Annotated in this window: 12 protein-coding genes; 9 read left to right on the top strand and 3 right to left on the bottom strand. The window is 57.4% G+C overall.

The annotated features are described in order from the left end of the window. Positions 1–20: 20 nt before the first annotated feature. The 4 genes from IEW66_RS08300 (at position 21) to IEW66_RS08315 (ending at position 3,857) form a co-directional block, all read left to right on the top strand. Complete coding sequence (locus IEW66_RS08300; RefSeq protein ID WP_188681765.1) at positions 21–1,046, top strand: zinc-binding dehydrogenase; 1,026 nt, start codon at positions 21–23, stop codon at positions 1,044–1,046. 153 nt (positions 1,047–1,199) lie between these two features. Then, entirely contained in the window at positions 1,200–2,552 is a 1,353-nt protein-coding gene (locus IEW66_RS08305; RefSeq protein WP_188681766.1) for an MFS transporter, read from the top strand. Positions 2,553–2,713: 161 nt separating this feature from the next. After that, positions 2,714–2,893, top strand: coding sequence for a hypothetical protein (locus tag IEW66_RS08310; RefSeq protein WP_188681812.1), 180 nt, complete (start codon positions 2,714–2,716; stop codon positions 2,891–2,893). A 46-nt stretch (positions 2,894–2,939) separates the two neighbouring features. After that, the gene (locus tag IEW66_RS08315; RefSeq protein ID WP_188681767.1) at positions 2,940–3,857 is read left to right on the top strand and encodes a hypothetical protein; all 918 of its coding nucleotides are present in this window, start codon (positions 2,940–2,942) and stop codon (positions 3,855–3,857) included. Here the strand turns inward: IEW66_RS08315 and IEW66_RS08320 are convergent. The 3 genes from IEW66_RS08320 to IEW66_RS08330 are packed head-to-tail and all read right to left on the bottom strand — an operon-like array spanning position 3,854 to position 9,779. Next, the gene (locus IEW66_RS08320) at positions 3,854–4,345 is read right to left on the bottom strand and encodes a winged helix-turn-helix transcriptional regulator (protein WP_188681768.1); all 492 of its coding nucleotides are present in this window, start codon (positions 4,343–4,345) and stop codon (positions 3,854–3,856) included. The genes IEW66_RS08315 and IEW66_RS08320 overlap by 4 nt on opposite strands. Positions 4,346–4,348: 3 nt before the next feature. After that, a complete protein-coding gene (locus tag IEW66_RS08325) occupies positions 4,349–4,615 on the bottom strand; it encodes a hypothetical protein (protein ID WP_162509727.1) in 267 nt (88 codons plus the stop codon). 37 nt (positions 4,616–4,652) lie between these two features. Next, positions 4,653–9,779 carry an ATP-dependent helicase gene (locus IEW66_RS08330; RefSeq protein ID WP_188681769.1) on the bottom strand — a complete coding sequence of 1,709 codons (5,127 nt, stop codon included), beginning with the start codon at positions 9,777–9,779 and terminating at the stop codon, positions 4,653–4,655. A 158-nt stretch (positions 9,780–9,937) separates the two neighbouring features. Here IEW66_RS08330 and IEW66_RS08335 point away from each other — a divergent pair, with 158 nt between their 5' ends. The 5 genes from IEW66_RS08335 (at position 9,938) to IEW66_RS08355 (ending at position 14,255) form a co-directional block, all read left to right on the top strand. After that, on the top strand, positions 9,938–10,231 hold the full coding sequence (locus tag IEW66_RS08335) for an MTH1187 family thiamine-binding protein (RefSeq protein WP_188681770.1): 294 nt from the start codon (positions 9,938–9,940) through the stop codon (positions 10,229–10,231). Between the two features lie 272 nt (positions 10,232–10,503). Next, positions 10,504–11,970, top strand: a complete 1,467-nt coding sequence (locus IEW66_RS08340) for an APC family permease (RefSeq protein ID WP_229657581.1) — start codon at positions 10,504–10,506, stop codon at positions 11,968–11,970. Between the two features lie 38 nt (positions 11,971–12,008). Continuing rightward, the gene (locus tag IEW66_RS08345; RefSeq protein WP_188681772.1) at positions 12,009–12,479 is read left to right on the top strand and encodes a PadR family transcriptional regulator; all 471 of its coding nucleotides are present in this window, start codon (positions 12,009–12,011) and stop codon (positions 12,477–12,479) included. Beyond that, positions 12,457–13,446, top strand: coding sequence for an ATP-binding cassette domain-containing protein (locus IEW66_RS08350; RefSeq protein WP_188681773.1), 990 nt, complete (start codon positions 12,457–12,459; stop codon positions 13,444–13,446). Before IEW66_RS08345 ends, IEW66_RS08350 begins: the two co-directional genes overlap by 23 nt. Continuing rightward, positions 13,443–14,255 carry an ABC transporter permease gene (locus tag IEW66_RS08355; protein WP_188681774.1) on the top strand — a complete coding sequence of 271 codons (813 nt, stop codon included), beginning with the start codon at positions 13,443–13,445 and terminating at the stop codon, positions 14,253–14,255. The genes IEW66_RS08350 and IEW66_RS08355 overlap by 4 nt, the downstream gene beginning before the upstream one ends.

Here is a 14,255-nt window from a genome sequence, read left to right on the forward strand (position 1 = left end):
TGTGTGGGAGAGGTGAGTGAATGGCGTTCAGGGCCAGGGAGATAGTGCTGCCCGCAGTTGGCAGGGATCTGCAGGTTGCAGAATCGGAGGTTCCGGAGCCCGAGGGGGACCAGGTCGTCATCAGGCAGAGCGTGTCCGGGATATGCTTCAGGGACATACTGACCAGGGATGGCTTCATGCCCAGGGTCAGGACGCCTGGGGTCATAGGCCACGAGATAAGCGGCACAGTTGTGGCGGCTGGCCCCTGTGCGGAATACGTGAAGGAGGGGGATAGGGTTGCCAGCCTTATATACAGGCCGTGCGGGAGGTGCGAGTTCTGCCTGACGGGCAGGGAGAACCTGTGCCCCAACAAGGAGGTCTACGGGGAGACGCTCCGTGGTGGGTACTCCGACCTCGCAATCGTCAGCGAGAAGAGCCTGGTCAAGGTACCAGGCCACATCGGCGAGGACGAGGCCGCCATAGCTGCATGCGTAACTGGTATGGTCTACCACGCACTGAAGGTGGTGGGAAACGTCCAGGACGGTTCCAGGGTACTCATAACCGGTGCTGGAGGGGGTGTTGGCATTCACGCCGTGCAGGTGGCAAAGAGGCTCGGCGCAACCGTCATTGCGGAGACCACTTCGCAGTCAAAGGTCGAAGCGATACACAGGGCGGGTGCGGACCATGTGGTCGTGACCACCGGCAGGTTCGACGGGGAAGTGAAGAAGCTGACAGACGGTGGTGTTGACGTGGCGCTGGAAGCTGTGGGGATCGCTACTTTTGAGAGCTCACTCCGCTCGCTCAGGACCGGCGGCACGGTGGTAGTGGTGGGAAACGTCCAGCCAGAGCCCGTGGGCCTACCACTGGGCCTGATAATACTCAAGGGGAACAGGGTTGAGGGGAGCATCAGCTCCACCAGGAAGGACATGATGGATGTGTTCGAACTCTCCAGGGGAGGCAGGATAAGGGCTGTGGTGGACAGGCACATAGAGCCAGGCGAGATCAACAGGGCCTACGAGGACATCAGGGCCAGGAAGAACACTGGGAGGGTGCTGATAAAGTTCTGAAAAACACCTCCCCGCCTAAGTGCTGCCACGGCCAGCTGCCTAGTTACATGCGTGGCATGTTCAGCCGGCACCATGGCCCGACTGGAAAAGCCTGTGGCCCAGATCCATTTTATCGCAAAAGATATTTATTTCACGTGGGGTTTTAGTGAACTAATGGCGCAGGAAGAAGAGATAAAGATGATCATAGCGAGGGCAAACAGGATCCCTGTCTGGTCACTGCCCTACACCTACCTGGCCATAATAGGCATCGGGTACTTCTTCACCTTCTACGATATATCAGATATAGGCCTGGCAATGCCAGCAATCGACGCGCAGTTCCACATCGGGTCATCGCTGAGCCTCTTTCTGGCACTGTCTGTGGGCCTCATAGGCTATGCAATAGGCTCCTACGTGATAGGCACTGTGGCCGACATCTACGGCAGGTACAGGTCGATGATACTCACCATGGCGCTGACTGCCGTTGGCTCGTTGGGCGATGCCCTATCGTTCAACGTCCCGGAACTGGCTGTGTTCAGGTTCATAACGGGGCTGGGCCTGGGCGCGGACCTGAACCTGGTGTCGAGCTATGTCAGCGAGTTCGCCCCGCCGGGAGTGAGGGGCCGGATCACCGTGTACACGTTCATCGTTGGCATCCTGGGCCAGGCAATAACCCCGTTCATAGGCCTGGTGCTTGTGCCCGTGTACTATAATGGCTGGAGGTACCTCTTTGGCATCGGTGCGGTGATCGCCTTCATAGCCCTTCTCCTCAGGTTCGAGCTCCCAGAATCTCCAAGGTGGCTGGCCGCAAAGGCCAGGGACATCGCAGGTGCGAAGAAAGTACTGGAGATGATGGAATCCACCGCACTCAGGAGGGTCAAGAGCCTCCCGGAACCGAAGCCAGAGGAGGTGACGCTGGAAGAGCAGAAGTTCCCAACGCTGTACGTGTTCAGGAGACCGTACTCCGTCAGGCTTGCGATACTCGTCGTCATGTGGTTCTTCTGGTACATAGGCAACTACGCCTTCCTCGGGGACGCGGAGACGATCCTTGCCTCGGCCGGCTTCCCCGTGGCATCATCCATCCGCTACATCGCTGTGGGTGCGGTGGGCTACCCTGTGGGCGCGGCAATTATGGCATTCACTGCCGACAGGTATGAGAGGAAGTTCGTGATCTTCGCGGACACGGTTGTCTGGTTCATAGGCCTCTTCCTCTTCTCCATCAAGACGGGCCTCTTCATCTACCTTGGCTCATTCCTGGCAGCCCTGGCCCTTGGCATGTACCTGCAGGTGGCCTACACATACACAGCAGAGAGCTACCCGACAAGGGCAAGGACCTCCGGCTTCGCGCTCACGGACGGCATAGGACACGCTGGAGGGGCCTTTGGCGCCATATTCCTGCCCATCCTTGTGGCCTCGTTCTCCTTCGCCTTCGGCTTCAGGTTCATAGCGGTCACTGGCCTCATAGCTGGCATAATAGCACTGCTCGGCCCGCGCTCTTCCAGGAAGACGCTGGAGGCAGTATCGGCCTGACCCCCGGGTAGCCGGGCCCCTGTGCCACGCCCTTCCAGGCGCAGGGGGAGTGGAGGCTCAAGGCCCCGTTGGCAAATTGCTGCGCCAGGGGGTACTGGTTGTGCCTCCACTGCTGGCCTCTGCAGTGCAGCCCCACTGAAAGTTTTTTATTGTCGTAGGGATTGAGCGGCCTGAGGATCCTGATGGAGGAGCTTATCTGCGATATAGAGTTTGACCAGGACGGCGACATGTACTACGCACGCCTCAGGACTGAGATGGGGGGCCTCAGGGAGTACTCCGGCCGCACTTTCGAGGAGGTTCTAAACCAGGTAATGCTTGAGCTTGAGGAGGAGTTCTCCTGAAAGTTTGTACCAAAAGGCTATTTCATTCTAGATCGATTCAGGAGTGTTGAGGTACCGCTTCCTGGTGGCACTGGCCCTGTTCGCCCTCCTCCCATTCGGTGCCAGCCACCACTATGGCTCACCGCACAGCGGCCTCACCGTTGTCATTCCGACCACACCTGGAATAGAGCTGAACCTTGACCGTGAGTTCTTCAACCTTTCGGTGGCCCAGATAGCGTTCGTGAACCAGCAGTCACTCCTGGAGGCGAACATATTCAGTGAGAAATGGCACGTGGTGAGCCTGGGCCCCAACGAAACCGTTTACAGAAGCATGATCCGCCTGGTTCCAGTGAGCGCTCCGGGGCTGGGCAGGGAAAAGCCGTTCGGCATTTACCTCTCAGTGTACATAAACAGGACAACCGTGAAGACGCTCATCGAAAGCGCCGGAAACGGGACGCAGCGCTACTATGTGAACCAGACTTTCTCGATATCCATTGGCGCCACCAGTACCCGGGAAATCGATAGCGGGATGCTCTTCATCAGGCTTGCAATGTATGGCAGTGATGACGGTGCACCAATGAGGTATGCTGAGGCACACGGGTTCCAGAAGGACACCAACATGAGCCTGGATGGCCTCTCTTTCTCTCCCCCGAACTCCACGTCTGGCACGTTCCTATACATGTGGAACTCCACCTACTCTGTCAACGGTGTGAGCATGTACGCTAGGTCACAGATCGTCAGTTACGGTCAGGGCATAGAGCAGACGCTCTACTTCCGTGTGCCACAGGGTCACCTGGAGCTGCACTACGACCCCTTCCTGTCAGTGAGCGGGGTGAACATATTCAACAGCACCCTCCTGAACAACGCTGCGAGGCTTGTTATAGAATACATACTGGAGCACTCCGAGGCACTGGCAAGTGGCCTGGCAACGGGCACTGTCTTCGTTGGTGCCGCCTACGCCCTGTACAGGAGGTCAAGGCGCTAGTCGAAGAGCGAGAGGAAGTTGTCTGCCAGCGTGCCGATGAAGCTCTCCCTGTACCTGGTGATCACCCTGGACACCTCTTCCCTGCTGGACAGCCTGGCGGTGTCCCCGTCCAGAGTGACAACACCGTTTTCCCTGAGCCAGGCCAGTGCGCCCTCGAACCTCTTCCTCCTCAGGCCCGTGAAGGCCCTCAGCACCTCTGTGCTCATGTCCTGTCTGAACAGGGCCTGCACGATCTTCCTGGCGTCAGGGTTCCTGAGCGCGATCAGCACAGTCCTCTCCCTCTGCGTCCCCTCATCCCCAGGGAAGTACCGCCTGTACCTCCCGTCCTGCCTTGAGAATATCCTCCCCTCAACCTCAAGCCTGTAGAGGTGATATTCCAGCTGGCCGACAGCAAGGCCCAGCATGCGCTGTAGCTCCCTGAAGTGTATACCTGGGTTCTTCCTTATGGCCTCCGATATATCCTCTCGGACGCTGCTGTCGGTCCTCAAGCACTACCTCCTAAGGATCGAGAAGTAGAAGAGGAGAAGGATTACAAGTATGAGAGTGGACATTATGTCATCAGAATGGCCCTCCAGAGGGAGGAGCATGAAGGTGGAGAGGAGCAGTACCACTTCGACCACAGCGGTGAGGATGAACACAGCTGACACCAGGGCTGCGGCCCTCAGCCTGCTCCTCCTGTAAGCCCTCATGGAGACGGCTGAGAGGAACACGGAAAGGATGAGTATGAGGCCAGACGCATAGGTGCTGTAGAGGTCCATGATGGGTGTGGATACGCACACTTTAAATTAATATCTCTCACGAGAACGTTGCGGAAATACCGAAGGCGTTCATCTCCTTCCTGAAGACGTCCCTGTACTTCCTGTCCCCGATGACCTTCTCTATCGTGACGCTCTCGCCGCTCTTCTTGACCTTCACGGCCGCAACTGCCTGCCCGTCCATGAATATGAAGTAGAGGTTCAGGGAGCCGAACCTTGCCCTCAGGTACCTGGAGAAGTACCTGGTAATGAAGTCCTTCGGTCCCGATATGAATAGGCCCTCTGGCCTCTTCCTCCTCTCCGTTGATACATACATTACCATACCGAGGTCCCTGACGAACACCCTCCTGGCACTGCCCTCTTCGTGCAGGCGTGACACGGCCCAGACGAAATCGCTGTCGACCTCGTTCCCGGTTGCCTCAGAGTACCTCTGGGCATCGAAGAACCCGTAGTTCTTCAGGAGGTAGCGGAGGAAAATGAGCATGGCCTCCCTCCTCCTGTACTTCTCAGGCACCACGATGTAGCGCCTCTCGTAGTCCTTGGCCAGCACGTCCCTCTGGAACAGCGCCTTTATCCTCACCCTGGGCAGGTGCGGGTGGACAGAGGCACTGACTATCTCCGATTCAGTGGCGCCACTGCTCTCAAGCACGATCCTCACGATCTCCTTCTCGCCTTCGTCCATCTCCCTCTCCCTGAGGGCCCTGTAGAGGGCCACCACACCGAGCGTCCCCAGTGAGACTATGTCAAAGGGGCCGTTGAAGCTGAGCAGGAGGCTCGACTCCTGGTGACTCCTCACGTCTGTGGGCGAGATGCCGCTGTGCACAGCCTCCAGTGCGCTCCTGAAGCCCTCCAGGCGCCCGTTCATCACCGCGAAGGGTATCTCGCCGGAGCGCCTCATGGCCCTGGCCAGGGCCAGTGAGAGCAGGCTGCCCTCATCCATGTCCTCTATGTCCACCTCTCCGTACACCGCTGTGTCGCCCGATGCCCTCAGGCCCAGGCCCTCAGCGACCCCTGCCTCGCCACCGGAGATGCCGCGCACCACGCTGACCCGGAACGTGCCCCCGGAGACGAGGGAAACAAGTAGCCTGCAGAGATCCACGAAATCCTCACCGGGCATTTCCTCGAACTTCTCGATGACCACTGCGTCGGCACTCTCCCTCACCTCCACTTGGTAGGTGTTGCCGCTCGCCGCGATGAACCTGCCATTGCTGTCCCTGTCCGTGTAGAATTTCTCAAGGAAAATGGTCACGGGGTCGCCGGTGCTCACTATGGACCCTCTCCCGCTGTACTCACCTGTGCTGCCGTAGTATACCTCCCCGCCCTGGCTCACGGTCTCCTTTATGCTATTAACGAACCTTGATGCGTAGAACCAGAAGTGCCTCGAGAGCTCCTCCTGGGTGGCGGGCCCGAACATCCTCACGAGCAGTGACATGGCCTCGGACGGGTCACCGTAGCTGTCCAGGCCGTAAAGGGGCCTGAGGCCCCCGTCAGGGAGCCTGCACACCGCAAGGTAGTACTCCAGGTCCTTCACTGCCTCCCTCACCACCTTCTTGGGAAGGCCCGTGACCGCGGATACCTGGCTCTCGTTCCAGGCGCCGTTCTCTATGGCCCTGTACACGCTCCTCAGTTCATCCCCTGCCTCCTCGCGCCTGAGCGTGTGAAGTGCCTTGGCCAGTTCCGGGTGCATGTACACGTATTTGTTCTTCACGAAGCGGCCGTAGACAAGCGACCGGTCTCCGACCATCGACGCCAGCTGGCCGGTAGTCACAGTCACGCCCCTGGCCCTGAGGTCCCATGTTGAGGAGGCGTATCCGTACTTCATGAAGTAGTCGTTCACATCACTTGCCGGCTGGAGCATCTTGAAGACCCTGTCCTTCCTGATGTCCCTCTTCTGCATCCCGGTGAGCCTTTCAAGGTCTTCCCTGAGGATGAACTGGGGAGCGAAGACAGGAGTGACGAAGTCCCTAGTGATCTCGCCGGAGGAGACCATGGCATCCAGCGCCCTCTCTACCTCCTCCTGACCAACGGGTATCCGGATGAGCACCTCCTCGATAGTGAGGGGCCCGTAGGAGTGGAGGACCCTGCGTACGGCGGCCCTGAGGGCCTCTTCCCTATCCATATCCTGCGCCTCCAGGTCATTCCTGATGAAGACCTGCACGCCCCCACGGAGCTTCCTCCTCACCAGGTAGGCTGCCTCCAGCCTGTTCATGGATTCCCTTATGTCCTCCTCGCTGAGGCCCGTGTCCCTCTTCAGCTCTGAGAGCGTAGTGCCGTTGCAGTGTTCCAGCAGGGCCAGGTCCTCCTGCCTGACCCTGGACGCATCCCGGAACAGCGTTCTCAGAATGGGGTAATTGTCTATGTGGCACCACACTGGCATCCTGGCAAAGGCCGAGACTATCCTGTCCTTCTCTATCAGTTCCTCACCTATCGCCTTTGCGTCCGTGTCAGAGTAAGGGTAGGGGGAGTTCTGCCTGTTCCTGAACGGGTCTATGTGGAGGAAATGCCTTGCCATGGCCTCGTAGCTCTCCATGTCCCTGACCCTGGGCACCAGAGAGGCGAAGAATTCTCTCACGGGCCCATCGTCCCTGAAGATGTAACGTATTTCCCCTGGGCCGTAGATCTTGTCCAGTATCCTGTTCTGCAGCTCCCTGAGTACCCTTGACCTGTCCTCCATGAGCACCAGGTCCGATACGCCTGCAAGTATTATGCCATAGGAGAACGGGCTCGTCTCAGCGGTGTAGTCGAGGACCCTGTAATTCCCTCTCTCTATGACCTCACTTATGTACTGCCTGGCCCTGGGCACGTCCATCATGTCTTCCATTATCTCGTGGAACGTCTCCTTGACAACAGGGAAGCCCTCCATCTCTCCTATTGTCCTGAGGACCCTGTCGCTCCTGAGCTGCTGCCTGACCACGCTTATGTCCGTGCCTTTATACCTGCGCAGTACCATGAGAGCCCTCGAGGCACAGTGCCTGAACCTCTGCTTGAAGGTCTCTGTGTTCCTTATGGATGCACGCACTGTGTCATCGAAGCTGGATGAGGTCACCAGGTGGACGAATTCCCTGAGGTCAGGCTTCTCCGAGAGCGTCACCATGAAGCCGTCGTCAGTGACTGTGACCCTGGCGCTGCTCCCGTACCTGTTGGATGCTGCCTGAGCGTATGCCCTCGAGAGGGCATCGTTGACCCTCCTGCCCAGCGGGACATGGAAAATCACGCTGTACAGGTTGTCACGGTCAATGTAGCCCTCAACCAGGAGGTGCCTGTGGGTGGGCACCCCGTACTTCATCTGCCCCTTTATGTATGAGATGAGACTGTCTGCACCCCACTCATCAAGCCTGTAGTCTTCCATTAGCCACTTCCTGACGTCCTCCCCCCTCTGTATCTTTCTCACAGCCTCTTCCCTGAACCTGCCAACCAGGACGCCGAGGTCATAGCTCCTGGGCAGCATCTCCCCCGTCCACGTGGGTACAGTGGGCCTCATGCCCGTGGCGTCCTTCACATAGACCAGGTTCCTCGACGTCCTCAAAAACATGTATGTCCTGGCGCCCAGCACGAAGATGTCGCCCTGCTTCAGCCTCTCCACGAACTTGTCGCTCAGCTGCCCGAGGTGCCTGCCCCTCTCCCCCACGACCTGGTAGTCAGCGTCCTCCGGTATCGTTCCTACGTTCATGAAGAAGATCATCCTGGTGCTCTTCTTCTTCCCGAACGTGCCCTCGCCCTCGTCGAGCCATATCTTGGAGTATATGGTGCTGTCCTCTATCTGGCCCGCAAGGTACCTCAGGACTGACATGTAGTCGTCCCATTCCAGGGTGTGGAAGGAGTAAGAGTTCTTGAGCGTCCTGTATGCCTCCTCTATGCCCCACACCTTCTCCAGTGACATGCCGACAAGTACCTGTGAAAGCACGTCCAGCGGGTTCCTGGGTATGGTGACCCTGTCGATCTCCCTGTCGTACGCGGCCTTTGTGAGCACGGCACACTCCATTAGGTCGTCGAGGTCGAAGACCAGGAACCTGCCTTTGGAGAGCTCGTCTATGCCGTGCCCCGACCTGCCTATCCTCTGGAGCCCCTTGGATACTGACTTGGGGCTCCCGATCTGGACCACAAGGTCAATGTAGCCTATGTCTATGCCGAGCTCCAGGGATGTCGATGTTATCACGCACCTCAGTTCTCCCCTCTTGAGCCTATCCTCCACATCGAGCCTGGTCTCCTTGCCCAGGGAGGAGTGGTGGGCCTCCACGCTCTCTATGCCCCTTGCCTTGAGCTTTATGGCCACATGCTCCGTCCCGCTCCTGGTGTTGGTGAATATCAGCGTTGTCCTGTGCCTGTTTATGAGGTCCGTGAGTATGTCGTACATCCTCTCGTTGGCGACCTCAGAGGACACCTTGGTCAGGTCGTGGACCGGCACGATGGTGCGGAGGTCAAGGTATTTCTTAGTGTCCACGTCCACGATCTCGAAGGGCCTCGGCACTTCGCCGTCGAAGCCACACAGGTACTTCGCTATCTCATCCAGGGGTGCCTGTGTGGCGGACAGGCCTATCCTCACAAAGTCCTCATCGGTCACAGCCCTCAGCCTTTCCAGATTTGCGGAGAGCAGCGATCCCCTCTTCGTTGACGAGACCTCGTGGATCTCGTCCACGATCACGTACCTCACGGTCCTCAGCTTCTCCCTGAACTTGGGGGCCGTGAGGACAAGCGAGAAGGATTCCGGGGTGGTGATCAGGATGTGGGGAGGCTTCCTGAGCATCCTCTGCCTGTCGCTCTGCTTTGTATCCCCAGACCTCACGGAGACCCTGATCTGTGGCAGTTCCATGCCCTCCTCCTTCGATATCTCCATTATCTCCCTGAGGGGCTGGTTCAGGTTCCTGTCGATGTCGTTCGCCAGGGCCTTCAGTGGGCTAATGTATACACAGTACACCGTGTCCCTGAGCGTGCCCTCCCTGGCGAAGCGGAAGAGCTCGTTGATGATCGCCAGGAAACCAGTGAGCGTCTTTCCGGTGCCAGTTGGGCTTGATACCAGGACGTTCTTCCTCTCGTGGATGAGCGGGATTGCCCTCCTCTGCGGCTCGGTAAGCTTCGAGTACTTGCCGTTGAACCACCTGGCTATTATGGGGTCGAGGAATGGCATCTCTTCCTCTATCCTGAATCCATGTTCCCTGGAGTCCTGCATGCGTTTAATCTAGGTTTCAGGACAACACAATATATAACCTTATAGTAACCAGGGAGTGCAAGAACCTGCTTCCTGCCTTCATGGGGCACTGGGAGTCTATGGACTGCAGGCCCATCCATGCGGTGTAACCCGGATATACAAGAAAGCAATTCACACACATGATCGTTGCGGACGTTGCTTTCTACCCAATAGGCAAGGGAGTATCTGCATCGGAGGCAATCAAGAAGGCCATCGAGGCCCTCAGGGGCGCCGGTGTGAGGTGCTACCCGAACAGCATGGCCACCGTGATGGAGGCGGAGAGCCTGGAACAGATTTTCGCCGCTGTGGCCAGGGCGGAGAAGGCACTGGTCGACATGGGCTATCCGCGTGTTGAAACGATCCTGCGCGTCGATGACAGGAGGGATCTGGAGAACAGCGTTGAGAGGAAGCTGAGGGCCCTGGGAGAGGAGTAAACCGCACCAGTGTCAAACGGCCTGAGGGAGCCGAGAAAGTCTCCCATCATGGCCCATTCGAGCCAGAATGCCCGTGATGTCTCTGCGGATCAAGGCAGACACGGAGTGCGTGCCTTGCCGGGCCGCAAAAATGGGCCCACTGCATGCAGAGGTTCTGGTTGTAAACGAGATAATTGCAGACCCAGTTAAAAACATTTATTGGCTGGGGCGCTGAAAAACACCTTAAATACGCATCAGCGATTTCATTAAAAGTGGAAACTCAGCGGAGAGTTTTGAAGCACCTCAGAAGGGACCAGCTCACGCTCAGGCATGCGGTCTCGCAGGCCACTGCCCTGAACGCCCCGGGTGGCACGATCGTTCTATACGTCTCCGGTACCGCGGCCCTCCTCACCTCGACCTTCACTTCATATCCCTCGGGCTCTTACGCGATCCCCCTGATCCTCCTCATTTCCCTCGTGATCTATGGCCTTATGACCTTCTCCATGTATGAGTTCTCCAAGGAGCTGTCAAGCTCCGGTGGTTACTACACCTTCGTGTCCAGGGGGCTGGGCCAGAGGGCTGGGTTCATCACAGCACTGTCATATCTCTCTTACCAGATACTGAGCTTCACTGGCTTCGGTATCCTTGGCTTCATGGGGTTCGTCTATGACGTTTTCCCCTCCTTTGGTATCCAGATCCCCTTCCCCACCTTCCTCTGGATCCCGTTATCCTTGGTCTTCATAGGAGTTGTCTCCTGGCTCATATACAGCGGCATAAGGCCTTCGCTGCAGTTCGTGTCCTACACGATCATAGTGGAGGTGCTCTTCTTCATAGCCACTTCGTTAGCACTCATATATGAGTTCCACGCGAGGCTCAGCCTTGTGCCTTTCACCCCGAAGCCCGTGGGCAACGACACGCTGGCACTGGCGACCATGATGGTCTATGCCATAGGCACCTACGTTGGCATAGGGGGGTCGATACCTATCGCTGAGGAGACCAGGAACCCGAAGAGAAACGTCCCGCTGGCCATACTCATAACGATAGCGGTGCTCGGCATCACCATAATCCTCTCAGCCTACGCGCAGGTCATAAGCTGGGGGGCGCAGAACATGGCCTCCTTCGGGGGCAGCCAGTTCCCATACCCTGTGATATACATCTACCAGCATGACTTCGGCTACATCAGCACAGCCCTGGTTGCGGTCCTCATAATCCTGGTGCTGAACTCCTTCTTCACAGCAACGGTATCCCTGGGCACCAATGCCACCAGGGTCGTGTTCTCGCTCGCAAGGGAGCACGTGTTCCCTGAGAGGCTCTCGTCAATACACGCCGTCACAGGATCGCCCACAAAGGCCATTGTCCTGGTGGCGGTCCTCGCCTCAATCATAACGATAGGCACTGGCCTGGCCTTTGAGGCAACGTCTGGCACCGTGAACGGCCTCCTGAACGCGTCCGTCTTCCTCCTCATCCTTGAGAGCCCGATAACCTACCTCGTCCACATACTCACCAACACATCCCTCTACTCCTTCATGAGGAAGGAGGGAAAGAGGGTCAGCATACTCAGGCACATCGTGATCCCGTCCGTGAGCACCCTGACACTGGTATTTGCTGTCGTCGTTGCTGTGTACCTCGACCTCTCGCCACCGTACATATACGGCATATACGGTGCCATTGCGGTCATACTTGCAATACTCATAACCACACTGGTGGTCTCAACGAAGTCCAGGAGGAAGCTTGAACTGATAGGCGACTTCTCGCTGTAGGTGGTTACCTATTTATTTCATAGATATATCTATGTAACATGGCACTCCAGATGCCCAGGCGCATGACAGGCATCACAGACCTCCTGGTAATGGACCAACTGTCAGATGGGCCCAAGTACCCTTACCAGATAATAAAGGGTATCTTCGAGAAGTTCGGCTCCAGGTACAAGCCCAGCACCGGCGTCATATACCCGTGCCTCAGAAGGCTCCAGGAAAAGGGCTACGTGAGGAAGGACAAGAGGTACTATGCCCTCACGGAACAGGGGAAGAAGGTCATGGAGGAGAACAGGGATGTCCTTGACATGAGAATATCGGGTTACTTCGAGAGCAGGGAGTTCTACAGGGAGTTCAACAACCTGGCCCTGAGGGTTGTCAGGGATGTGTACAACCTGACGCCGGAACAGGTTGTGCGTGGCGGGAACGAGATCCTCGATCTGACCAGGAAGACGCTGGAGACCATACACAGGATAATGGGAAGGGGAAAGGATGGCAATAATCACCACCAGTGATCTGACAAAGGTCTACGGCCGTGACTTCGTGGCAGTGGACCACCTCAATATCGAGATAGAGAAGGGCGAGGTCTTCGGGCTCCTGGGGCCCAACGGTGCCGGCAAGACCACCACAATAAAGATGCTGACCACTGTCCTGAAGCCCAGCGGCGGCACAGCGGTCATTGACGGCCATGACATAATCAGGGACAGCCTCGCAGTGAGGAAGGTGATAGGGGTGGTGCCCCAGGACCTCACGACGGATGAGGACCTGAAGGGCATCGAGAACCTGATGATGGTCTCCAGGTTCTATAACGTGCCCGAGGAGAGGGCCAGGGAGACAATAAAGGAACTCGTCCGCCTCGTGGACCTTGAAGGTGCTATGCAGAGGTACGTGAGGCAGTACTCCGGAGGCATGAGGAAGCGGCTCGAACTGATAGCAGGCCTTGTCCACAGCCCCAAGGTGCTCTTCCTGGACGAGCCAACGCTTGGCCTCGATGTCCAGACGAGGAGCCAGATGTGGAAGCACATAGAGGAGGTGAGGGAGAACCTTGGCGTAACGATAATACTGACGAGCCACTACCTCGAGGAGGTCGACGCGCTCTCCGACAGGGTGGCCATAATAGACCACGGGAAGATAATAGCCTCCGGCACCCCCGCCGAGCTGAAGGCCTCACTGAGGGGGGATGTGATAACGATTACTGTTTCTTCCGAAAACGATGTGGAGAAAATGCTGGAGTACCGGGGAGCAACGGAGGTCAAGGACCTGGGCGGCAACAGGGTGAGGCTTAAGGTCCAGAGCGCGGACAGAGAGATGGCCAGCCTCATGAACTACATAGTCTCCAGCGGCATATCCGTCACGGGCATAAACGTGCAGAAGCCCTCACTTGACCAGGTCTTCCTGGAGTACACTGGGAGGGAGATGAAGGACGAGGAGCCAGGGGACTTCAGGTCCATGATGATGAGGATGCGGAGGCTGAGGAGATGAGCGGTCTTCTTCCACTGACAGGGAGGGAACTGAAGAAGTGGTACAGGAACCCAGTGGCCTTCATAGTGTCACTTGTGCAGCCCTTCTTCTGGATCGCCCTCTTCGGCAGTGCGTTTGACATCGCAAAGCTCTCGTTCCACGGGATCGATGTGGGCTCTGCACTGTTCCAGGGGGCGCCTGACTACATAACCTTCATACTGGGCGGCGTCCTGACCATAACGACGCTCTTCACCGCCATGTTCTCCGGAGTGAACATAATCTGGGACAGGAGGATGGGGCCTCTCTCCAGGTTCCTCTCCGCACCCATAAGGAGGAGCTCGATAGTCTTCTCCAAGATAATCTCGGGCACGGTCAGGGGCCTGGTACAGGTGGCAATCCTGATCATCGCTGCCCTCCTGATCCCGGACGGTCTCGTCCTCAGGCACGGTTTCACGGTGGTAGATGCGCTCATAATAGCGGCCGCTGTGGTTCTCGTTTCCTTCTCGTTCTCGTCCATATTCAGCATAATAGCCGTGAGGATGACCAGGATGGAGACAATATTCGGTATAGTGAACCTCGTTAACCTTCCCCTGATGTTCGCGTCCTACGCACTCTTCCCGCCGGGACTCATGGCAGGATGGCTGAGCAGGGTGGCCCAGTACAACCCGGTCTCATGGTCAGCACTTTCCATCAGGACAGTCCTGCTCAACGGGTCACTGACGGGTGCGCAGCTATCATCAGTGGCGCATTACCTCCTCTACCTCACCGTCCTGGCCATTGTGATGGTGCTGCTCACAATATTCGTATCGGAGAGAGGGATAAGGGAGTGA

The sequence above is a fragment of the Thermogymnomonas acidicola genome (assembly GCF_014646795.1).
Lineage (GTDB): Archaea > Thermoplasmatota > Thermoplasmata > Thermoplasmatales > Thermoplasmataceae > Thermogymnomonas > Thermogymnomonas acidicola.